We start from the raw sequence: 22,249 nt of genomic DNA, 5'->3' as shown, positions 1-22,249 counted from the left end.
TATGAAGAAAAATACGCTCGCTTGGCTGATCTCTTCACTCCTAGGAAGTACAGCCGCTTTCGCAAACGCGAACCACGACCTAACCTTGGTCGAAATCGGAAATCAAACCTTTGAACGCATTGAAATGCTCAAGCAGTTAGCAGACAAAGGTCAAGACACCTATCAACGTGATGGAAAAACCTATCTAAATTTCCAAGGACATGAATACTGGGTTAACTTCGATAACTACCCTAAGTTTCCTTTTATGTTTGGAGAGCAAGACCAAGCTTATCGCAACGTAGTGGACTTCGTCGGTCCGGAATGGGAATTTATTTGGTATAACGGTGGTTTCTACCTGATCCACAAAGAGTTTGGTGTGATGAACCCAGACGACACAGGTTGCTACGTAGAATATATCCCTGCTGCCCGAGGCTCTAAGGGTCCCAATGGCGAATACATTTGGCAGTCAGATATGATTCAAAACATCGAGACTTCTGACTGTGGTGACTTATCTGCGCCAAACATCAATGCATTGAACGTAGCCAGCGTTTCAGATCAAGGTGTTCAGCTAAAATGGGCGATGCAAAACGCGAATGACAATGTGGTTTTGACATTGACCGAATCAGGTTCAGAGCCTGTTCGTTATGATAACGTTCAATCTGGCTTGTTCATTGGCAACCTGAAACCAGACACTCGGTACACGGCGGAGCTTTCTTCGTGTAATGCGATTGATTGTATCGAGCCACAAAAGATTGAGTTCACGACAAGTGCGGCACGCCTTGGTTACGCAGACGAATTGCCGCTAGTAAATCACTTGAATGGCGATTTGACTGGTTCTATCCATTTTGCTCAAACCCATACGACCACCGCCCCAAATCAAAACGATGTTAACCTGCTCCCTGACTTGGTGATCGACCGTGAAGCTCTGCTTTTATTCACGCCAGAAGACAAAAACGTTCAACAAGTTTGGGTAGAACTGAGCTTTGAAGGCACAGTAATCACTCGCCTTCCAATGCTGCCACCAAGCGCGCTTGCGGCTTCTGATCAGCCAGATAATGGACGTTCTAAAGTGGTATTCTCCCATCACGCGTGGTCACTGCCGCTGCAATGGGATTGGATGAAGCCAGGCTTGTCGCTGCGCTTAACCGATAACACTGATCGCCAAGGCGATTTAGCTGCTAATGAACTTGTCTTTGGCGGCGCGCCGGAGCTTATCATTCAAAACATCGACATGGGTATGCTCACGGCGCCACGTGATGGCAACACCATGATCAAAAACATGGCAAAACTCAGCGCCGATTACTTCCAGAAAATCCCAGCATCTAAACTGGTTATGGCGGATTACACTGCCGCTTATTTCCCGAAAGTGACGCTGCCAAACGGTAAGGTTTACACCACAAGCTCAGACGGTGAAGGTGGTTGGCACGGCGGTGATATGCGTGAAGCCATTGGTAAAGCACTGGTATCTACAGGTGTGAATAATGCGAATGTCGGCATTACCGATAGTGCTGGCTATTCGCAAGCTTACAATAAACGCTTCAATCACATTACTGCGCACACCAACCGCGGTGTGTACACCAACGGCATTATTGATCATGGCGGCAGTGGCGGCGGTGGCATCGTGACTTTAACGGCGACAACCGGTAACGAATGGTCGCACGAGCTGGGTCATAACTACGGTCTGGGTCACTACCCTTGGTATGCTTCTACGCACGATTTGGAATCTGGTTGGGGTTGGGATGCTCTGCATCGCCGCTTTATCGGTAACTTACACTGGACAGGTGAAGCCACGACTAACGATGTGGGTGGTGAAGTAGTGCCACCATTTGCGGGTGAATTCCGCTTTATGCGTGATGCGCAAGCCGGTGGCGAAGCCGCACTATTAGGCACCATTAGTCATTACACGTTAGAGCACCCTTCTCAGTCTCGCCGCGTGCAAACTTGGCTCAACAACGACTTTAACGTCGATTTAAACAGCTCGACTGGTTATGTTCGTTGGAATCAAGAAAGCCAAAGTTACGAAGAAGCACAAACCGACACACCAGTACCTACTACAGCAGGCGCGCCTGTTGTCACCATATTAGGTATTTACGATCCGCGTAACGAACTTGCAAGCCAAGTTTACCCGCTGATTTACTCCAACTACGGCAACGTGTTTGATCTGCCTTCTGCACCAGACGTAACTTATCATCCGGAAGGCTGGCAAGCGGTGTCTTCTTTGTCTGACGAGCAAATTCAACAAGATTTGTGGCAGACGATGAAGGTCAACAATCAGCAGGCTCGTATTTGTCAGTTCACCTACACGGCAAGCAACGGCGAAAGTGCAAACTTCGTTGGTACAGTCAGTGCAGATATGGTGCGTTGTGAAAGCAGCGAAGACATGTACTGGAACATCAATGGTCAGCGTGAGCACATGATTTCTCAAGATCATGACTACTCGTTGCTGTCTAAATACGGTGAAGGTGCAGTGACTTACACGCCGAACGCCGAAATTGGCGAAGTGCCACTTTGCGTGCTTGATAAATCCGGCACGAGCCATGATGGTGCGGGCTACTTTACCTCTTCCCACTGCCAACAGTTTAGTGGCGTGAAACACAACAACGGTGCAGATTGGCGTTACGCACGACATCAAGGTGGAATGCATCAGCCGAGTATGGTCTCTCAACGTAGCTGTGCAGTTACGGTGGAGCGCCAGGATGGCTCGGTACAAAACATTGCGGTTGCAAGTAGCCGATTAAACGACTCACAAAGCAATAAGTTCCACTTTAACCTAGAGCAACTGCCACTACCGACTCGTGTCACCTTAAGTTGTACTGACGTGAATGGTGAACAAGTGCTAGATAGCTTGATCCCTGATCAAAACCCAGCGATCGATAAGCTTGTTGGTCCTATCTTTGTTGGTCAGGAGCACGGTTACAAACAATACGTTGATGAACAAGTCATGTTTGCCGACAACGCAGCGTTAAACCGCATCGACTTTGGCTTTGTGGCTGACTTCGACAAGTTCGTAGCAGACAACTACGGAGCGGGTGTGCTGAACAATGGTGAGACAAGCGCAGAACGCCGCGCTGGTGCACTTTACGTGTACCCTAACCCAGTCACCGGCACTCGCGATTACTTCCTAATGCGTGATATCTCTGCGGCGGATTTCCCAACCAACCAAGCAGACAATGAAGGCTGGAAGTACCTAGGCTCAGCGGAAAACCATGTCCAGTTTGGTTTTAACCCACTGAAAGTCGATCGTAGTAACATCGACAATGCACAGCGCATTGCCAACTACTTCAATCAACCGCAGTTGCTAACGTGGGAACAAGCGAGTTCAACGGCATGGGGACAATCTGAGAACGCTATTTTCATTGATACCGATGAAAGTGGTGAGCGCCGTTACTTTATGCAAAAACGTCCGGGAGTGAACAACGCGTTGCCAGTTCAAAACACCTCTGACGCTGATTGGCGCTTTATTGGTAGCGATACGGATATTGAACAGTACATTGCTGAGCTCAACAGTGACCTAGCTAAGTTTGAAGCCGAAATCTTAAATTGGCACAAGCAAGACCGCATGGGAGTTTGGGGCGAGAACAACAACACGGGAACCATCAACGATATTTACGTGTATCACTTCCGTGGTGGTTATCATTACTACCGCCTCATTGACGGCAAGTACTGGTACTTCCCTTGGCCAACGGAGGCGAACCCAAACAACGCTGATTGGCAGTACTTGGGGCACTTCTAAGCCTTAACCAATATTCAATATCAATAAAAAACGCCCAGCACAATGTAAACTCGTGCTGGGCGTTTCATTTTCTGTTGTTACTAGGACCAGTTGATCTTAATTAACAGAAGCAATGTTTACTGACGACAACCTGAGGTATCAAAGTCCACTACAATCGCGGCATTTTCAAACTCGCCAGAGACTTTAACGTACCCCCAGTAATTACGCTGATTGGACAAGGTAATACACTCACCATTACCCGCATTGTCTGACCACGCATGGTGATTGGAACCGTTCGGCCAACCATCATTGCTGTACTCAATTTTTAGGTCGCCTACCCCATTTGCCGTGGTGATTGCCATGCTGGTGTGCTCATTGACCGCTGGGATACTCAACCAAATGGTTTGTTGCGTCGCCAAACACGCCGCTTGTCCCGCAGTTAAGCGTCCACCACTGATTTTACTTTGCACTGCACAATCTTGTGGTAGCGCATCAGAACCACCCTGCGCCGTAATAGTAAGACTGTGTGTCGTACTTGATGTTAGCCCATCATTATCAGTCACGGTTAAGCTGATCGTGTACTGCCCTTCACTCCCATATTGGTGCGACGACTGGGTTTGTGTGCTGGTCGTGCCATCACCGAAATCCCACAAGACGCTGACGATCTTCCCGTTTGCATCCGTGCTGTTTTCACTGCTAAATGTAATGCTTTCACCGACTTTACCCTCACTGTTTGCGGTTATGACTGCATTAGGAGCATCACCAGAAACAAGAGCTTGTTGCCACTGTTCAAACTCGCTCTGGTATAAGATTGCCCACTGATTGATGGTTGCTTTGTAATTTGCCCAATTACCCTGACGAGTTTCTATCAGCATTTGATTTACGTCGTCTTTATGTCGCTCAAACATGAATCGAACCGCCAAGTAACCCCAGCGATAAATTCTATCGACATCAAAGCCATCATAACTGGTCTCAAAGATCTCGCTGAGCGTAAACGTTGACCCATCTTTGATGGTATCTATCGCAGCTTGGTTATCGTTCTCCTTTGACACATATTCGGCAATGCCCTCACTCCACCACACGATTCTTTCAGTTGGATGACCGAAGCCACCATAAAGGTCAAATCGTCCATCAAGGTAATGAACATACTCGTGCTCTAGGTTCCACACAAAGTGATCCGGATTGGCGTAAGGCGCTTCATAAGCAACAAAATTAGGGATGTTCCCCGGCGTTGCTGGATCGCCCTCAAGGTACATTCCTCCATTGTTGGTACTGATGTTAAAAATCGGTCCGGCGTATTTGCCGTAATCATCGCTTGAATCAAAGATGTTGACCTGCAACTGCGTGTTGTAGTCATCCGCAACAGGTTGTCTTCCGGTCTCAAGTGAAGTGTGGAAATACCCTTCTTCGTACCCCATCTTCGAACAAGCCGCGATGTGCTGCTCTTGCGTCATGTTCTGCGATAATATTCGAATGGTAGGACTACACGTGTACGATTGAGAAAGTACCAAACCTTTCAACTGGGACTCAAAGTTACAAATTCCATAGTCACTACAATCCGCGTAATAAGAGACCGTATCGGCAGCGCCAAGCCAAATGGCATCGCCCCTACCGTACATCTCGTATTGAGCAAAGATCTCGGTCAGTTTGCTTTTCACTGTACTGTAAGCACTACCGGAATATTTGGTTAATCGTCCTAGCTCACGACCAGCATTCGCTGCCATAAACTCATCACTAGCACCGATAGCTGACGAGCGCAGTGCAAAATCCCCTAGTGCTTTAACAAGCTCAGTCTGATTACCAATGGTTTGCACAAATTGCTCATTCCACTGACCACCAAACAAAATGGTAAATACACCATTCACTGCATTTCGCATGTACCAGTTCTGAGCGTATTGACTGTCCCAGCGAGTGAGCCACTGCGTAACCTGTGGTAGGTAGGCATGCTGGAGCCCTGCACTGTCCATAGTGATAATCACTTCACTGAGCACCTTGCCATGTGGGTCACTGTTCTCATAGAAGTTCGCATTGTTAACGAAGGCATCGACGGCTTCTTTTACTGCCGGGGTCACCCAAGAAAGAAACGAGACCTTGCTGTTGTAAAACTCAGCGTAATAACCCGCTCGTAAATACAAGAACAAAGCTTCAAGCTCACCGCTGCCGCCCCCAACGTAGGCTTTCGCTAAACTGGTCGTGTGCTTTGCAATGTTGTACATGTGCCCAGATTCGAACGCTGCTTCTTGTATTCGACTCTCGGCTGAGAAAAGCGCATTAACACAACTTGCTCCTTGGGTTTTGATCGCGTTGAGCACATCGTTGCTACTGTTCGCAGTGAAAGCTTCTACATCACACACGTTTGCTGCCTGCTCCGCAGACCGAGTAGAAAGGGTACGAAGGGTCGGTTTCGGTTGCTGGGGAAGCAGCTTAGTTGGTGCATAATCTGGCAACGCTCTATCATTACCGCTTTGATGAGCGTGATGTTGATATATTTCTGTGACTTGCTGCGATGGCTCACTTAAAGCAAGCGCATTCGTACTAGCAAAGAAGGTCGCTATTGCGACGGTGAGATTTTTTAGTTCCATCTTTATTCTTCTATATGATGAGTTCCTTAAATGCCGTTACCACTTAGGCATCACCATTTACTCTTCTCACGACAAAGAGCACTCTCATATAAAGCGCCTTGAGCTTTAAAAGAAACAACTCATTAACAATCAAACGCTTTGGTCTCAGTTTCTAGTACTCAATCTGCCAGAAGACGAACTTTATAAAATCCATTTGCTTGATTACGGTTTGTCGGCTAGCGACATTAGCAATAATTAATTAAATAACATTCAAGAGTAACTGAGAGAATGAACTGGGATTGGAGGCACAAAAAAGCCCTCGGATTCGAGGGCTTTCTCTATTCATCTCATGCTGCTTTGTTTTCATGCAACATGGATATCTGGTCTTTCACCGAGTATAAAAACTCGATGTTTGGTGTCTTGTCCGTATATAACTCATACTCAAGTGAATTGTAGAAGTATTGTCTTGCGGAAGAATTCAGAACTTTGGCAAAGGACAAAGCTTCCAACTCATGCTCTAACTCTTTTTTGGTCATATTCGAGTAACCGAGGCTTTCATCTTCTGAGAAACTCTCTTGTACATTGCGAACATACGCATGACAATCTTCGATAAGCAATCGAACAGATTCAATACGTTGCTCTATGGCCATCATTTGCGAACCATTCCACTTGAGTTTTTCTTGCTCAAGCTTGTCTTTCAGTCCACCTTCCTGCAACTTGGTGTTGTTATCTTTGATTCTTAATAGCTCATCAAGAACCTGATGGAATTCTGACTCAGCCCTAAGCCTCAAAATCTCCAACTCCTTGGAGAATAGTTTCGCTCTGAGTTCGCTAGCTTGATACAAGCCAGAAACCGCAGCATTTTTGCTAACTCCAAACATAAAAACCTACCAAACACATACTTTATTAAAACAGTAGCACATCAAAACAAGGGAGAACCACATCAGACTAAAAATGCGCTTCTCTTTCTCAATATTTTGTTAATTGTAACTCATAATCGTAGTTTGATATTACTACCGACCACATGCTATCTGAAGGAAAATCACATAGTTATTTTGATAAAATTATTTATCCACAACAATCAAAAACTTGACCAATGTTATAAATTTGGAAATTCAAAATAAATATAGAGCACAAAAATACTATTTTCGTTTTCAAACGCTATTGTCAGGCTTTTGACAAGTTATCGCTGTTTTTTGAACAACTAATTTGTACCTAAATCACCAGACACTTTGGCTTTGTATACCTAACACGCTAGAATGCGCCCTCTTTTCCTTTTCTGACGCATTCCCATGACTGACGCTGATATCGAGCTGCAACACCTTTGGTTAGAAGTCCAAGCTGAGCGCTGGCAGAACCTGTCACGCTTTTTGTTTAGCTATTACTGCTACAAGCACAACCTCGTGAGTAAAACCAATAAAGTGTGTTGGGAAACTGCCCGTGCTTCACTACCTTGCTCTAAGACGATTACCGAGCGCAAACATGCGGTTATCGAACCATTGATACCGGAAGATACAGTCGTTGGACTATTAAAAACCATCAGTAAAGATGGCGACATGAGCTTTGAAATAATGGCGAGCACACTCGATACATTTTTGCGCTATGTTGTGATCAGCAAACAAGAAAAATCCCAGCTAAAACCCAACATGCCGGCAAGCTGGTATCAGCTAGAGAACAAGCCATTAATGGCACGTTTTGAGCTCGCGGGTATTGTCATTTAAGGTACGTCGATGCAATTACAAACCCTAGGTAAAGGACGCTTCGAGGCGCAATGGAGTGAAGATAAACATCTCATCGAAAAAACGATCCGAGATTGCATCTGTACGCGCCGAATTTTTGATGAGAACGAAAAGCTCCTCACCCAAGGTGAGCATGTCGAAAACTTATATCTGGTCGACTCCGGTCGTATCTCTATGGGCGTTACAGCAAGAAACGGCAAAACCTTTCTGCTTGGTACGCTTGAGTGCGAACAACAAGTCTTTGGTGAAATGGAGTTCTTTACTGGCTATCGCTGCCAAATGGACATTGTTCCGGTAGAACCGGTTGAAGTTGCGATTATTGACGCGCAAAAGCTGCAAAAATGCTTGTTAGAACAGCCTCGACTGTCGCTTTACTTTGCCAGCGCCATTGCGATTGATTACCAAGATACGGTGGAAATTCTTTCTCGCCGGTTACTTTACCCAATTACCTATAACGTGGCGTACGACATTTATCATCAGTATCTAAATGACCTGCCAGTGGATGGGTTCCAAAAGAACTATTTGGAAGCGGAACGATTTGCCACCTCAGACCGTGTCTATCGCCGCGCAGTGAAAGAGCTTGAAAGCAAAGGCTTCATTGCTAAAGAAAAGAAAGGATTACGTATTCTCGACTTGGACGGACTGCGTAATTTTGTCGAAGAATAGCTGAGTTCTTCACTTATAAACGAGAAAAGGTCTGCACAGTGCAGACCTTTTTGTTCTCTTACTTAATTTCATTTAAGCGGTTTGCGTTTGCTCTACTGTCTTAAACTTCATTGAAACCACCAGCATTGTGACGACTACTGCGTAGATAACTGGGATAGCGTACATCACGGTTTGCAGACCAACCACGCTTTCCATTACCGAACTGATAGCTGGGCTGAACATCGCGCCCGCACTGCCACTGATTAAGACGTAAGACACGTTCTTACTGGTCGCATTGCGCACAAACGATACACCATAAGCGATGAAAGCATTGTAAAGCGCTGCACAAGCAAAGCCGTAACCGTAAGTCAGGTATGACAACCATTCTAGTTTGTCCGTGGTGACGATAACGCTGGTGATCACCATAGCAACAGAGATAATCGTCAGTAGGAATGTCTGAATCTTCATGCGCGAAACAATCACGGTAGAAACCAATGCACCAACCAGAGCTGCAGACCAGTATTGAGTGATGATGTTGCCAGCTTGCTCAAATGGAATATCAAACTTCTCTTTCACGAACATTGGTGCCCAAGTTAGAAAGGTGTATAGAGCAAGCATACCTAGGAACAAACCTACACCACCGCTGATGATGCCGAAGTTCCATTCAGATTTTGCTTCTTGCTCAGCGCCGCTTTCACCACCACATTGGTTAAAGTTGGTCAGCAGAGCAACAAACATAGTTGCCAACGCCACTACACCTACGCTCAGGTAACTGATGCTCCAGTTCATTGCGTTCGTCAGTGCATAAGTGGTGATCAATGGGAAGACGACGCCTGCAATGTTAAAGGTCGCGTCTTGAACCACCAGCATGGTGCTTTGAATTTTGTCTTTCCATACCGATACCACGATAGTACCCGCGATACAAAGACCGACACCGCCGCAGAAACCAATTACGGTCATGCCGAGCATCACGATAAACAGAGAAGGCGCAACGTATAGGCTCAGTGCCGCAGCGGCAATCGCACCGTAACACAGCACGGTCATGCGTTTGATGCCGACTTTTTCAATCAAAAAGAAAGCCGCGATCGTGCCGGCAAGTGCTCCGCCGTTTAACAACGAGAAAATCGATGCGACTTCGTTAACGTTCGCATCAAAAGTATTTGCAAGCGGTTCAACCAACATACCAAATTGGGTCGCAAAACCCGCCATGATGAAGTTGGCGAGAAAGCTAATTGCGGTGAGTGTTATTTTATTTTTCATAATTCACTCCAAGGGCTCATGAGATAGATGTTCTTAGTATTAGAGAGAGCCAGCGAGCCAGCTCTCAAAGAAAACTTAATTGTAGGGTTAAGCTTTAATCGCAGTTTCTAGCGCAATTTCAATCATGTTGTTGAAAGAAAGCTGACGCTCTTCTGCTGTGGTTTCTTCGCCAGTAATGCAGTGATCAGACACGGTCAAAATCGCCAGCGATTCAATACCGAATTGGTGTGCCAAGCCATACAAGCCCGCTACTTCCATATCCACACCAAGCACGCCAAAGCGCTCTAGGGCTGGGATCATGTCTTCATCCGGGTCGTAGTAAAGATCGCCTGTGAAGATGTTACCCACTTTGACATCAATGCCCTTATCTTTCGCAGACATGTAAGCGTTGTGCAGCAGTTCAAACGTTGCAGACGTTGCCATATGGTAGCCACTGCTGCGCTTAGCATTCGTCGGTGAATCTGTGCCTGCCGCTTGGGCTAGGATAACGTCACGCATGTGAACGTCTTTTTGCGTCGCGCCGATGCTGCCGATTCGGATGATGCGTTTCACACCAAAGTCATTAATCAGCTCGTGACCATAAAGCACCATTGATGGAATGCCCATGCCATGCCCCATCACTGAAATGCGCTGACCTTTGTAATAACCGGTGTAGCCCAGCATGTTACGAATGTCCGTAACCAGTTTGGCATCATCTAGGTAGGTTTCAGCGATGTATTTCGCGCGTAGCGGATCGCCCGGCATGATAACAGTTGAAGCAAAATCTTCTGCAGAACCTGCGATATGAGCAGTCATAATGTTTTCCTCGTTCGTTCTGATGGCGCAATCATAATGAGGAAGCAGGACAAAGTTTCAGGACAAAAGTCCGGTTTGAAAGTACGAGCTCTCATAACTGAGCAAAGCGTCAGTATTCAACGAAAAAAGCGCCCACAAGGAGGCGCATTCGGTCAAAAAAGTGAGTAATTCTTTGCAGAGAAAGCTCAGGGTAACCGCAAAATGGCTTGTTGCTTTAACCAGATTTATTCTTGAATGCCACGGATACGCACGTTTCGTCTGCGTAGTATTTCTAGCGTGATGAGTAGACACACCGACATAAAAATCAACAGTGTCGCGACAGCAAGTATAGTCGGACTGATTTGCTCGCGAATACCCGACCACATTTGTCTTGGTACGGTTTTTTGCTCCGCCCCCGTTAAGAACAACGCGACCACCACTTCATCAAACGAAGTGCCAAAAGCAAACAAGCCACCGGAGATCATACCCGGACGTATCAGAGGAAAAGTCACATGCCTAAAGGTATATACCGGATTAGCTCCAAGGCTAGCAGCGGCTTTAACTAAGCTGTGGTCAAAACCACTCAGTGTTGCCGTTACCGTGATCACCACAAACGGTGTACCAAGTGCAGCGTGAGCCAAAATGATGCCGATGTAAGTCTGGGACAGTCCTAAGCGTGTATAGAAGAAATACATAGCTGCCGCCGAGATGATCACCGGAACAATCATTGGCGAGATCAGTAGCGCCATAATGGCATTGCGAAACGGCAAATTACTGCTGGCTAATCCTAGTGCCGCTAATGTGCCAAGCGCTGTAGCAATCAAAGTCGCCATCAAAGCGATGAAGGTGCTGTTTTTGAGTGCTAACAACCACTGCTCGTTGGTGAACATCTCTTGATACCATCGCACTGAATACGCCTCAGGATCAAGATTCAGCATGCCCTCAGTAAAGGTAAAATAAGGTGTGGCATTAAACGACAGAGGAATGATGGTTAAAATCGGTGCGATAAGGAAAAACAGCACCAAACCACAAAAAACCAAATACCCAGCGTAGGCAACTTTCTCACCTTTGGATGCATAATTCGGCAAACCCATAATTACCCTCCTACCTTGATATTGTTAATGCCCACGACGCGGTTGAACACATAAAACAGCGCTAACACCACAAACAGTAATAGACCGCCTAAAGCCCCTGCCATGCCCCAGTTCAGTGAGGTTTGCATGTGATAAGCAATCATGTTGGAAATCATCTGTCCGCTTCGCCCTCCTACCAATGCTGGCGTGATGTAAAAGCCGGTGGAAAGAATGAAGGTCAACAAAGCACCAGCACCAATACCGGGTAGCGTCAGCGGCATATAAACTTTGGTAAACGCGACTAAAGGCGTGGCTCCGAGTGAACGAGCTGCACGAAAGTAAGTCGGACTAATACCCTTCATCACGCTATAAAGCGGTAAAATCATGAACGGCAAAAGGATGTGAACCATCGATACCACGGAGCCAAACGTATTGTGGATCATTTGAATCCGTTCCGACGTTAAGCCAGACCAAATCAGTAAGTCATTAATCACACCTTGGTTTTGCAACAACACAATCCAAGACGTAGTCCGAACAAGTAGCGAAGTCCAAAATGGTAGAAGAACAACGATCAACAATAGGTTTGCGCGCTTGTCTGGTAAGTTTGCTAACAAGTACGCTACGGGGTATGCCATTACCAAGCAAATGAGCGTGATTGAGACCGACATCCAAAAGGTTTTAAAGAAAAGGTCGACGTAGATCTGGCGTTTTTCTGGTTGCGCTTCAATTTCACCAAACTCATTCACCTGCATGTCTAATGCCGCTAAATAGTGGCTCAGTGTAATGGCACCACTGAGGTTCTTAAACGCCGCCCAATACTTAGTTTCTGCCCAGCGTTTATCGAGCTTGGATAACTCTGTTATCGATGCTGGCAATGACTCAAGGCGAGATAGCTTTCTTCCGGTTTTCATCATTAAGCTGCGCATTCCGGAAACTTCAATATTCATGCGATTGGCGATTTTTGGCAGCGTTTTGCTTTGATACAAACCCAATAGCTCATGAGAAAACGCAGTGATCACTTCTGGGTGCGGCTGACCGCGATAGTCCCAGCTTTCCAGCGCTTGAATTGTTTCTGGCAATGCTTGTGGTATGGCTCGGTTGTCAACGCTGCGATACAGCATTTCTAAGATGGGAAAAGCAAAGGTGAGCAAAATGAAACACACCAAGGGCACAGTAAGCATGATCGAGCGAATGGTTTTTCTCCGTTCTGCTTTTTGCAGCTGAGCTTTGAGATCGTGTTCTTGTTCATGAACTTGGCGCTCGATTTCCAATACCGAGTCCAACGAGGTTAGCTCTCGACTCATGCTGCCTCCTCATTGCATTCCGTTTGCGGTTGAGATTGAGGCTGCGAGCAATCAAGGGCGTGACAATCTTCACTTTGCCAGCCGATGCGGCATTGTGCGCCGGGAGTAAGTGAGAGATGGGTGCGATTGTCATTTGGTACTTTGACGACGAGTTTACCCACCGTCTCAACGTCAACCACTAAACGATAATGGTCACCATGGTAAATCAGCTCACGCAGGATACCGGAAACTTGGTTATCACACAGGTCGCCATCAGACTGAAGAATGATTTTTTCCGGTCGAATCGAAAGCGTGGTACGCTGCCCTCTCTCTGTGACTCTTACAGGTTTCGCATTGAACGCCGCTTTCCCGACCTGCACTTGACAGCGAGCATCATCTAGCGTGTTTACAATACCGGTAAGTTGGTTGTTCTCTCCGATAAACTGCGCCACAAACGCATTGCTTGGCGATTCGTACAACTCAGTTGGCGGCGCCAATTGCTGCACTTCGCCATGGTTAAAGACCGCAATGCGATCAGACATCGTCAGCGCTTCATCTTGATCGTGCGTCACGTACAAAATGGTGATACCGAGCTTTTCGTGAAGATGCTTTATTTCCATCTGCATTTGCTCGCGAAGTTGCTTATCCAACGCACCCAACGGCTCATCCATCAACACAAGCTTTGGCTCGAACACTAAGGCTCTTGCGAGTGCAACGCGCTGTTGTTGACCTCCGGATAACTGCTTGGGATAACGACTGGCAACATGCCCTAGCTCCACCATGTCTAATGCGCTTTGCACTTTACTCTCGATGGTTTCACTGTCGAGCTTGCGAACCTTCAGCGGGAAGGCAAGGTTTTCAGCAATGGTCATATGGGGAAAGAGCGCGTAGTTTTGAAATACCATGCCAATATCTCGCTTGTGCGGAGCAAGGTTATTCACCGGCACGCCATCAATATAAATTTCGCCGCCAGTGGCAGTTTCAAACCCTGCCAGCATCATTAAGCACGTGGTTTTGCCAGAGCCGGAAGGTCCAAGCATGGTGACAAACTCACCAGGGGCAATATCTAAGTTAAAATCTTTTACAACCAAGTTGGTGCCATCGTAGGTTTTCTTAACGTGTTGAAAGCTGACATAGTCCTTGTTCGCCGAATTCATGGCTTCCCTCCTCTCACTTTTTTGAACATCAAGAATAAGCAGAGCGGCATTTAACGCCCTGCTAAGCAGCTTGGTTATAGATTGTATTTAGTTAGATCTAGACGAGTAGCAAGCGCATGCTCGACCAATTGAATCACCTGTTCACGCTCTGCGCCTTGCAAGATTTGACGAGGGGCACGAACTTGCTCAGAGCCGCGTCCACACACTTGCTCTGCCAGCTTGATGCACTGAACCAAAGTTGGGATGGTGTCTAAACGCAGCAGTGGTAGGAACCAGCGGTAAATCTCCAACGCTTCTGCGTAACGACCTTGACTTGCCAACTTGTAAATCGCTACTGACTCTTCAGGGAATGCGTTGGTTAAGCCGGAGATCCAGCCTGTTGCACCAAGCATTAGTGATTCAAGCGCAATGTCATCAACGCCGCTGAACACGGTAAAGCGATCGTCAAATTGGTTGTAGAGTTCTGTAATGCGGCGCGTATCCGTGGTGGACTCTTTCACCGCCACAATGCTTTCAAATTCAGCCAACTTCGCCATAATGTCGAGATTGACATCCACCCCGTAAGAAACTGGGTTGTTGTAAATCATTATTGGCATTTCTGGCGTCGCTTGCGCCAAGGTGCGGTAGTAGTCAAAGGTCTCGCTTTCTGATGTGCGGTACACCATTGCAGGCATCACCATACAGCCATCAATACCGATTTTTTGAGCGTCTTGCATATAGTCAACCGCTGCAGTGGTAATGGACTCTGCCGTACCAGCAATCAAAGGTACACGACCATTGACCACTTCTTGTGCTGCCTGCAATACCTGACGTTTTTCTTCTGGATACAAGGCGCAGTTTTCTCCTACTGTACCCAAACAGATGATGCCGTTGACGCCATCCTTAATTTGGTTATCGATAACGGTTTGTGTTGCATCTAAATCAATTGACTGATCGTGACGAAACTGAGTACTGACCGCTGGATAGACACCTTTCCATTCTACTTTCATGAATTTTCTTCCCTATATGTATATTGTATGCAATTTTAAAAGACGAGCGAAAATGCTCAAACTAGGCTGATGCCGCTTTCTTTCAATACCGCTTGTACGGCGGCTAAATCGGCTAAGGCACTGCCCACCGATTTGTATAAGGTGATCGCCTCATCACTCTGGCGCGCACTCACTCCTTTGGCGCAAAGCTGTGGCAACTCTCCTTTAATCTGCTCGGCGTTAAACACGCCCTCTTGGATTGGGATCAGTAAATCCCCTGCTTCCGCTAACACATTAATACGGCTATCGACATACACCTGCGCGCGTTGCACTACTGTCGAGTCACACTCTCGTTTATCCGAATCATGATTGCCCACTAAGTCGATATGCGTGCCGGGTAGAACCTTTGCACCATTAAACAGTGGTGTAGCGGAAGCGGTCACACAACTAATGATATCAACGTGTTGAAGAGTCTCATCGACGCTCTCAACCACCGACACCGCAAACTGACGTTCGATTGGCAAGGATTGATACTCTGGCGAAGAGACAATGCGATCGACGGTCGCCATCGCTTTGTCCAAGCTTCGTCCCCAAACATAAACCTGTTTAAGGGGTCGAACTGCGGCATACGCCCACGCAAAATATGGTGCCAGATTGCCAGTTCCGCATATCAGCAACCGAGAAGCGTTTTCGCGCGCTAGGTAATCCGCAGCTAATGCAGACACAGCTGCCGTGCGCCAGAAGGTCAGCACTTTTCCATCGACCAATACAACGGGTTGACCGTCTTCTCTTTTAAACACCAAGATTTTGGAAGCCAGCGTATCTTTGCCATGTGCTGGGTTTTGCGGAAAATAGGTGAAAGCTTTGACCGCGATTAAGTCTTGGTTCCATGCGGGTAGCAAAGCAAATGCTTCATACTTACCTTCTTCCAAAGGCATCACTCTTCGTTGGGGAATAGCAGCAGGCTGGGCATAAGTTTCTCGCATGGTTTCAATCAACGACTTCATGCTCAAACACTTGGCAACTTGCTGCGCCTCGATAACGTTCATGGTTTCTCCAAAGCAAATAAAGGGGAACGTCAGAGGCGGAACTTTTGGTTATGAAGCCCGCCCCTTCAGAGGTAACACTCGACTGGATAGTGCTTGATTAACGCCTAATTAAGCAGCCAAGTATTAAACTCTTCGTTGAGCTCATCGACATAATCCGACCACCATTCGTCATCAATCAAAAAGGCTGTTTTAAAGTTCTGCGGTGCGGTAGGCAGGTTTGCCAAAATCTCAGGACTTACTTGCGCCGATGACGACTTGCGGGTTGGACCATAGGCAACGTATTTTGCTTGGTCAGCTAGAGGCTTGGTACCCGACGAAAAAGCGATGAAATCAAGTGCTAGCTTGGTGTGCGCACTGCCTTTTGGAATCGCCCAACCGTTCATGTATCCCATTTGGTGATCCCAAATGATACGAAATGGCTGACCTTCATCTTGTCTGGCATTATGGATACGACCGTTAAATGCCGAGGCTATTACCACTTCTTTGTCGGCGAGCATTTGTGGTGGCTGAGCACCTGTGGTCCACCACAACACTTGTGATTTGATGGTATCGAGCTTGGCAAATGCTCGCTCACGCCCTTGTTCGGTCTCTAGCAAGGCATAAACCTCTTCAGGCTTCACGCCATCCGCCAACAGCGCCCACTCTAAGTTACCTTGAGGCTGCTTTTGTAGCGCACGTCGACCAGGAAAGGTGTTCAAATCAAAAAGGTCGGTCAACTTGCTAGGTGCAGCTTTGCCTTTAAATGCCTCTTCATTAACGGCAAGCACCGTCGAGACCACAATCGAATTGATTGCGCATTCGTGAATCGCCCCTTCAATGAAATCTTGGTCTGCTGGCGTGCCATCCGCACCCGGCGGCAAAATACTCGGATTAACAGGCTCCAACAGCCCTTCAGCACAGCCGCGTACAATGTCTGGCTTATCTAGTGATACCAGATCCCAGCGCACATTATTAGCTTCTACTTGCGCTTTGATTTCGGCTAAACCACCACTGAAGTCTTCTGAGACAATCTCAACGCCCGTCTTTTTGATAAAAGGTTTGTGGTACGCCTCAACTTGGCTCTTGGTAAACGCACCGCCCCAAGACACAATCGTTAATTTCTCTTCTGCGTATGCAGAGGTCCCCAACAGCATTCCTGAAATCAACATCGCCAGTGGTGCTTTCGTCATTCGTGACATGTTTTACTCCTTTGGTCGTTTTCTGGAGGTATCCGGATACGGCTGCTGGACACCTTATTGTTAAATTTTCGTTAACATTAGCATCAAATATATTTTATACAATATTTAATCTTAAAATTTTTTAAGCGAATCGCTTGAGCGTAAATGGTGAAAGATCAACCGATGGGCTTTTACCTTCAACAAGCTCCAAAATGAGATCGGCGGTGATTGCAGCTTGGGTTAATCCAAGGTGCTGATGCCCAAATGCCAGCAGCACTTTTCCTCCGCAAATCTGGTCAATCACAGGTAACGAATCCACTGTTGAAGGTCGATTTCCCATCCACTTTTCTTGTTGTTTGAGTGGGTTTAATCCACTCTCGAACATCGCATCGCCTTGCTGATACAGCATCTCTGCACGCTTCATATTCGGAGGAGATTCTACATGCGCATACTCCACTGTTCCCGCTAAACGCAGCCCACTCGCCATCGGCGTCATGATGAATTTTCGGTCGGCAGAGCTGATCGGAAACGGCAACGCTTGCCGTTTATCATCCATCATTAAGTGGTACCCTCGCTCGGCTTGAATGGGCACTGCGATACCAGTTAATTGCTTCACTAAAAGCTTGGAATGTACCCCGGCAGCAACGATGATACGGTCGAATGAATACTGACTTGATTCCACCGACACTTGCCCCGATTTACTTAGAGCATCAATCGTTTTATTAACAATGGTTCCACCCTGCTTCTCAAATGCATCATAAAGCTCAACGCATATGGAATAAGGGTCTAACGTATGTCCCGTCTCAGGAAAAAACACACCATGGCGAACCTGGCGACTGATCTCGGGAAGCTGTTTACGGATGGTTTCCTGCGTCCACACTTGATACTTCACGTCGTGTTTTTTTAGCTCTTCTAGCGTACTTTGATAACGTTCGAACAGCCGCTCGCTTTCAAAGGTCAATAACGAGCCATCCATTTTGATCAGGTCTGTTTTCTCGATGGAATCGAGTAACTGTTGCCAACTTTTCACTGCTCTTGAATTGAGACTTTTGATGGCGTTGGTCGAAGGCTCTGTCGACGATGGTTTGGCTTTTGATAAGAATCGAAGCATCCAACCCATAGTGGAAGGGAGATCTTGCCATCGGATAGAAACCGGACTTTTTGGGTTCAATAGCATCTTAGGTAACTGAGGAATAAGACCCGGTGTTGCGAGAGGAAAAACTTGCTCAGTGGCAATGTGTCCTGCGTTCCCTTTCGAGCAACCATTTCCCACGCCATTCGGGTCGAATAGCGTCACCTGATGCCCTTGTTGCTGCAATTTTAAGCCAATTGCCAAGCCGATGATCCCCGCGCCTACTATCGCTATATTTTGATTTTCAGTTTTTTCCTTGACCAACATGAATATGCTCCAAGTCACATTTGAAAAAGCAGATTGTATACAATATATTTTACATCACGATAACATTAAGCCCGTTCGATTCAACCCATTTTTTCAGCAAGGAGCGAAAAATGAGACAAGGAACCTTTTTCTGTATCGATGCCCACACCTGTGGCAATCCAGTCCGTTTAGTGGCTGGCGGTGTTCCTCCGCTTAAGGGCAATACCATGAGTGAGAAGCGCCAATATTTCTTGGAACACTATGATTGGATTCGTCAGGCATTGATGTATGAACCTCGTGGTCACTCCATGATGTCAGGTTCCGTCGTTTTACCGCCTTGTAGTGACAATGCTGATGCCTCGATTTTGTTTATCGAAACCAGCGGCTGCTTACCAATGTGTGGGCACGGCACAATAGGTACAGTCACCACAGCAATTGAGAATCGGCTGATCACACCAAAGGAAGAAGGTCGTTTGATCCTTGACGTCCCTGCTGGACAAATCGAAGTGCATTACCAAACAAAAGGTGACAAGGTCACGTCAGTTAAGATCTTTAACGTTCCTGCTTACCTTGCTCACCAAGATGTCACCGTTGAAGTAGAAGGACTGGGAGAAATCACTGTCGATGTTTCTTATGGAGGCAACTACTACGTGATTGTCGACCCACAAACCAATTATGCCGGTCTTGAGCACTACTCGCCTGATGAGATTTTGATGCTCTCCCCCCGAGTTCGTGAAGCGGTTTCAAAAGCGGTGGAATGTGTGCATCCAGACGATCCAACCGTGTGTGGTGTCTCTCACGTGCTTTGGACAGGTAGCCCTACTCATGAAAACGCAACCGCTCGCAACGCGGTGTTTTATGGCGACAAAGCCCTCGACCGCTCGCCTTGCGGCACAGGCACCAGTGCCCGTATGGCGCAATGGCATGCCAAAGGCAAACTCAAACAAGGTGAGGACTTTGTCCACGAAAGTATTATCGGCAGCCTGTTTAACGGACGTATTGAAGGCGTCACTGAAGTGAACGGGCGAGCAGCTATTCTGCCTAGCGTCGAAGGTTGGGCGCAAGTGTATGGACACAACACCATCTGGGTGGATGACGAAGACCCGTACGCGTATGGATTTGAAGTGAAATAAGGACAGTAAGGAATCACAATGAACCCGCAAACCGACAACATTTTTTACGCGACCAACGCCTTTACCGGTGAGGCGCTCCCGTTAGCTTTTCCTGTTCATACGGAAGTTGAGGTCAATCAAGCCGCTACTACAGCAGCAAAAGTCGCGCGCGATTTTCGCCGCTTAAGTAACAGTAAGCGTGCTAGTCTGCTTCGCACGATTGCCAGTGAATTAGAAGCAAGAAGCGATGATATTATCGCCCGAGCCCATTTAGAAACGGCGCTTCCAGAAGCACGTCTGACAGGAGAAATCGCTCGCACAGCCAATCAACTTCGCTTATTCGCTGACGTAGTCGATTCCGGCAGTTACCACCAAGTCATTCTTGATACGCCGGAACCCGCTCGTACCCCACTACCTAAGCCTGATATTCGTCGCCAACAAATTGCACTTGGTCCTGTCGCGGTATTTGGTGCATCCAACTTTCCGTTGGCTTTCTCTGCTGCTGGTGGAGATACTGCTTCTGCCCTCGCAGCAGGTTGCCCGGTGATTGTAAAAGGTCATACTGCGCACCCAGGTACAAGCCAAATCGTTGCAGAGTGTATCGAGCAAGCGCTTAAACAAGAGCAGTTACCACAAGCGATTTTCACCTTGCTGCAAGGAAATCAGCGTGCTTTAGGACAAGCTCTGGTCAGCCATCCTGAAATTAAAGCGGTGGGCTTTACTGGATCGGTTGGTGGTGGACGCGCCCTGTTCAACCTAGCGCAGCAGCGACCTGAGCCAATCCCGTTCTATGGTGAACTTGGTGCGATTAACCCGACGTTTATTTTCCCTTCAGCAATGAGAGCCAAAGCCGACTTAGCGGAGCAATTTGTTGCTTCAATGACCATGGGATGTGGACAATTTTGCACGAAACCTGGCGTAGTGTTTGCGCTGAACACACCGGAAACACAAGCGTTTATTGAAACCGCACAAGCGCTCATTCGACAACAGTCTCCTTCTACTTTACTTACTCCCGGAATCCGTGATAGTTACCAATCACAAGTCGTCAGCCGAGGTTCTGACGACGGAATTGACATCACTTTTTCTCAAGCGGAGTCCCCTAGTGTTGCATCGGCTCTCTTTGTCACGAGCAGTGAAAATTGGTTTAAACATCCTGCGTGGGAAGAAGAGATTTTTGGTCCACAATCGTTGATCGTCGTTTGTGAAGATGTGGCTGATATGCTTTCGCTCAGTGAAACGCTGGCAGGATCGCTAACCGCGACAATTCATGCAACGGAAGAAGATTACCCACAAGTATCGCAGCTCATCCCTCGTTTGGAAGAGATTGCCGGACGATTGGTATTTAATGGTTGGCCGACAGGCGTAGAAGTTGGTTATGCCATGGTGCATGGCGGCCCTTATCCCGCATCGACCCATTCGGCTTCGACTTCTGTTGGTGCAGAAGCCATTTACCGCTGGCTACGTCCGGTGGCTTATCAAGCGTTACCAGAAAGCTTACTACCCGATTCGTTAAAAGCAGAAAATCCATTGGAGATCGCGCGCGCCGTAGATGGCAAAGCAGCTCACAGTTAAGTCATTGGCTCAAAAAGGCACCAGTTGGTGCCTTTTATTTCACGCCACATCTCAAAACCTTCGCTTGCAGTTGGCTTAATCCAGAAAAACAATAAACTAAAGAAATTGGATACAATATTTATTTTTGACGGGAGACTTCAATGTCACAAAAACCTGTTTTTAAGACCCGCACTCAACTGGTTGAGGAAGCGATTCGAACTCAGATCCTTAAGGGCGAGTTAAAAACTGGTCAACCTTTACGTCAGGACGCGTTGGCAAAAGAGTTTAATGTTAGCCGCATTCCCGTTCGTGAAGCGTTAGTGCAATTGGAAGCACAAGGATTAGTGAGCTTTGAGCCTCATAAAGGGGCAACGGTAACCGAGCTCTCTCCAGATAAAATCGACGAGTTGTTCGAACTGCGCGCCGTAGTGGAATGCCACATTTTAGAGCGTGCGATTCAGAACATGACTGACGAAGATCTCGAACGTGCACGTGAAGTCCGTGAACGTTTTGAAGCAGTAGTTAATAGCGGCGATGAAGTAGAAGAATGGAGCAACTACAACTACGAATTCCATAAAGCTCTGTATGCCCCAGCAAACATGCCAGAAACCATGGATGTGATTTACAGCCTCAACACTAAGTGCGACCGCTACATTCGCATGCAACTGCTGTTCACAACGGGCATTCAAAAGGCAGAGCAAGAGCATTTGACCTTGTTCGAAATGTGTCAAAACCGGGATGTGGACGGCGCTAAGTATTTGCTGAAAAAACACATTTTGGAAGCTGGCACCGCCATTCGTAACTTGTTGTTGGAACAACAGAACACATCAAAATAAGCTCAGTAGTTAAGG

The 22,249-nt window shown here is 47.1% G+C and carries 17 protein-coding genes; 6 read left to right on the top strand and 11 right to left on the bottom strand.

Going from position 1 to position 22,249, the window contains the following annotated elements; all coding sequences use genetic code 11:
* Nucleotide 1 precedes the first annotated feature (1 nt).
* Entirely contained in the window at nucleotides 2-3,712 is a 3,711-nt protein-coding gene (locus KIT90_RS04770) for a M66 family metalloprotease (protein ID WP_285375624.1), read from the top strand.
* A 116-nt stretch (nucleotides 3,713-3,828) separates the two neighbouring features.
* Here KIT90_RS04770 and KIT90_RS04765 read toward each other — a convergent pair whose 3' ends face one another.
* Nucleotides 3,829-6,273: a collagenase gene (locus KIT90_RS04765; protein WP_285375622.1), complete on the bottom strand. Its 2,445-nt coding sequence runs from the start codon at nucleotides 6,271-6,273 to the stop codon at nucleotides 3,829-3,831.
* A gap of 326 nt (nucleotides 6,274-6,599) precedes the next feature.
* On the bottom strand, nucleotides 6,600-7,133 hold the full coding sequence (locus KIT90_RS04760) for a DNA repair protein (RefSeq protein WP_285375621.1): 534 nt from the start codon (nucleotides 7,131-7,133) through the stop codon (nucleotides 6,600-6,602).
* Nucleotides 7,134-7,544: 411 nt separating this feature from the next.
* Between KIT90_RS04760 and KIT90_RS04755 the strand changes: the two genes are divergently transcribed.
* Together KIT90_RS04755 and KIT90_RS04750 are read left to right on the top strand one after the other, a co-directional pair.
* A complete protein-coding gene (locus tag KIT90_RS04755; protein WP_269992263.1) occupies nucleotides 7,545-7,973 on the top strand; it encodes a hypothetical protein in 429 nt (142 codons plus the stop codon).
* 9 nt (nucleotides 7,974-7,982) lie between these two features.
* Nucleotides 7,983-8,657, top strand: a complete 675-nt coding sequence (locus tag KIT90_RS04750) for a Crp/Fnr family transcriptional regulator (RefSeq protein WP_038873229.1) — start codon at nucleotides 7,983-7,985, stop codon at nucleotides 8,655-8,657.
* A 72-nt stretch (nucleotides 8,658-8,729) separates the two neighbouring features.
* Here KIT90_RS04750 and tsgA read toward each other — a convergent pair whose 3' ends face one another.
* The 9 genes from tsgA to KIT90_RS04705 all read right to left on the bottom strand — a co-directional run bounded on the left by tsgA (nucleotide 8,730) and on the right by KIT90_RS04705 (nucleotide 18,756).
* The gene (gene tsgA, locus KIT90_RS04745; protein WP_285375619.1) at nucleotides 8,730-9,896 is read right to left on the bottom strand and encodes an MFS transporter TsgA; all 1,167 of its coding nucleotides are present in this window, start codon (nucleotides 9,894-9,896) and stop codon (nucleotides 8,730-8,732) included.
* 87 nt (nucleotides 9,897-9,983) lie between these two features.
* Nucleotides 9,984-10,694, bottom strand: a complete 711-nt coding sequence (gene deoD, locus KIT90_RS04740; RefSeq protein WP_373417663.1) for a purine-nucleoside phosphorylase — start codon at nucleotides 10,692-10,694, stop codon at nucleotides 9,984-9,986.
* Between the two features lie 221 nt (nucleotides 10,695-10,915).
* Nucleotides 10,916-11,764 carry an ABC transporter permease gene (locus KIT90_RS04735; RefSeq protein ID WP_029791061.1) on the bottom strand — a complete coding sequence of 283 codons (849 nt, stop codon included), beginning with the start codon at nucleotides 11,762-11,764 and terminating at the stop codon, nucleotides 10,916-10,918.
* Between the two features lie 2 nt (nucleotides 11,765-11,766).
* Nucleotides 11,767-13,047, bottom strand: a complete 1,281-nt coding sequence (locus KIT90_RS04730; protein ID WP_285375617.1) for an ABC transporter permease — start codon at nucleotides 13,045-13,047, stop codon at nucleotides 11,767-11,769.
* A complete protein-coding gene (locus KIT90_RS04725; RefSeq protein ID WP_152163294.1) occupies nucleotides 13,044-14,183 on the bottom strand; it encodes an ABC transporter ATP-binding protein in 1,140 nt (379 codons plus the stop codon). The genes KIT90_RS04730 and KIT90_RS04725 overlap by 4 nt, the downstream gene beginning before the upstream one ends.
* 74 nt (nucleotides 14,184-14,257) lie before the next feature.
* Nucleotides 14,258-15,172: a dihydrodipicolinate synthase family protein gene (locus tag KIT90_RS04720; RefSeq protein ID WP_050924254.1), complete on the bottom strand. Its 915-nt coding sequence runs from the start codon at nucleotides 15,170-15,172 to the stop codon at nucleotides 14,258-14,260.
* A gap of 56 nt (nucleotides 15,173-15,228) precedes the next feature.
* Entirely contained in the window at nucleotides 15,229-16,200 is a 972-nt protein-coding gene (locus tag KIT90_RS04715; protein WP_285375615.1) for an ornithine cyclodeaminase family protein, read from the bottom strand.
* Nucleotides 16,201-16,304: 104 nt separating this feature from the next.
* Nucleotides 16,305-17,378 carry a polyamine ABC transporter substrate-binding protein gene (locus KIT90_RS04710; protein ID WP_285375613.1) on the bottom strand — a complete coding sequence of 358 codons (1,074 nt, stop codon included), beginning with the start codon at nucleotides 17,376-17,378 and terminating at the stop codon, nucleotides 16,305-16,307.
* A gap of 121 nt (nucleotides 17,379-17,499) precedes the next feature.
* Complete coding sequence (locus KIT90_RS04705) at nucleotides 17,500-18,756, bottom strand: FAD-binding oxidoreductase (RefSeq protein WP_285375612.1); 1,257 nt, start codon at nucleotides 18,754-18,756, stop codon at nucleotides 17,500-17,502.
* Between the two features lie 110 nt (nucleotides 18,757-18,866).
* Between KIT90_RS04705 and KIT90_RS04700 the strand changes: the two genes are divergently transcribed.
* The 3 genes from KIT90_RS04700 (at nucleotide 18,867) to KIT90_RS04690 (ending at nucleotide 22,234) form a co-directional block, all read left to right on the top strand.
* Nucleotides 18,867-19,868: a 4-hydroxyproline epimerase gene (locus KIT90_RS04700; RefSeq protein ID WP_285375611.1), complete on the top strand. Its 1,002-nt coding sequence runs from the start codon at nucleotides 18,867-18,869 to the stop codon at nucleotides 19,866-19,868.
* 18 nt (nucleotides 19,869-19,886) lie between these two features.
* Complete coding sequence (locus KIT90_RS04695; RefSeq protein ID WP_285375610.1) at nucleotides 19,887-21,419, top strand: aldehyde dehydrogenase (NADP(+)); 1,533 nt, start codon at nucleotides 19,887-19,889, stop codon at nucleotides 21,417-21,419.
* 140 nt (nucleotides 21,420-21,559) lie between these two features.
* Nucleotides 21,560-22,234 carry a GntR family transcriptional regulator gene (locus KIT90_RS04690; RefSeq protein ID WP_005439897.1) on the top strand — a complete coding sequence of 225 codons (675 nt, stop codon included), beginning with the start codon at nucleotides 21,560-21,562 and terminating at the stop codon, nucleotides 22,232-22,234.
* Nucleotides 22,235-22,249 lie beyond the last annotated feature (15 nt).

It is taken from the genome of Vibrio sp. B172a, from assembly GCF_030248355.1.
GTDB lineage: Bacteria > Pseudomonadota > Gammaproteobacteria > Enterobacterales > Vibrionaceae > Vibrio > Vibrio owensii.
Note: the sequence above shows the minus strand (reverse complement) of the source record. Positions and strands in the feature narration are given on the sequence as shown.

Bases quoted from the DNA above. Each gene is read 5' to 3' on its own strand.
- KIT90_RS04715 (WP_285375615.1), bottom strand. From the start codon at position 16,200: ATGAACGTTATCGAGGCGCAGCAAGTTGCCAAGTGTTTGAGCATGAAG.
- KIT90_RS04765 (WP_285375622.1), bottom strand. From the start codon at position 6,273: ATGGAACTAAAAAATCTCACCGTCGCAATAGCGACCTTCTTTGCTAGT.
- KIT90_RS04725 (WP_152163294.1), bottom strand. From the start codon at position 14,183: ATGAATTCGGCGAACAAGGACTATGTCAGCTTTCAACACGTTAAGAAA.
- KIT90_RS04735 (WP_029791061.1), bottom strand. From the start codon at position 11,764: ATGGGTTTGCCGAATTATGCATCCAAAGGTGAGAAAGTTGCCTACGCT.
- KIT90_RS04760 (WP_285375621.1), bottom strand. From the start codon at position 7,133: ATGTTTGGAGTTAGCAAAAATGCTGCGGTTTCTGGCTTGTATCAAGCT.
- tsgA (WP_285375619.1), bottom strand. From the start codon at position 9,896: ATGAAAAATAAAATAACACTCACCGCAATTAGCTTTCTCGCCAACTTC.
- KIT90_RS04770 (WP_285375624.1), top strand. From the start codon at position 2: ATGAAGAAAAATACGCTCGCTTGGCTGATCTCTTCACTCCTAGGAAGT.
- KIT90_RS04755 (WP_269992263.1), top strand. From the start codon at position 7,545: ATGACTGACGCTGATATCGAGCTGCAACACCTTTGGTTAGAAGTCCAA.
- KIT90_RS04730 (WP_285375617.1), bottom strand. From the start codon at position 13,047: ATGAGTCGAGAGCTAACCTCGTTGGACTCGGTATTGGAAATCGAGCGC.
- KIT90_RS04695 (WP_285375610.1), top strand. From the start codon at position 19,887: ATGAACCCGCAAACCGACAACATTTTTTACGCGACCAACGCCTTTACC.
- KIT90_RS04710 (WP_285375613.1), bottom strand. From the start codon at position 17,378: ATGTCACGAATGACGAAAGCACCACTGGCGATGTTGATTTCAGGAATG.
- KIT90_RS04690 (WP_005439897.1), top strand. From the start codon at position 21,560: ATGTCACAAAAACCTGTTTTTAAGACCCGCACTCAACTGGTTGAGGAA.
- KIT90_RS04720 (WP_050924254.1), bottom strand. From the start codon at position 15,172: ATGAAAGTAGAATGGAAAGGTGTCTATCCAGCGGTCAGTACTCAGTTT.
- KIT90_RS04700 (WP_285375611.1), top strand. From the start codon at position 18,867: ATGAGACAAGGAACCTTTTTCTGTATCGATGCCCACACCTGTGGCAAT.
- KIT90_RS04705 (WP_285375612.1), bottom strand. From the start codon at position 18,756: ATGTTGGTCAAGGAAAAAACTGAAAATCAAAATATAGCGATAGTAGGC.
- KIT90_RS04750 (WP_038873229.1), top strand. From the start codon at position 7,983: ATGCAATTACAAACCCTAGGTAAAGGACGCTTCGAGGCGCAATGGAGT.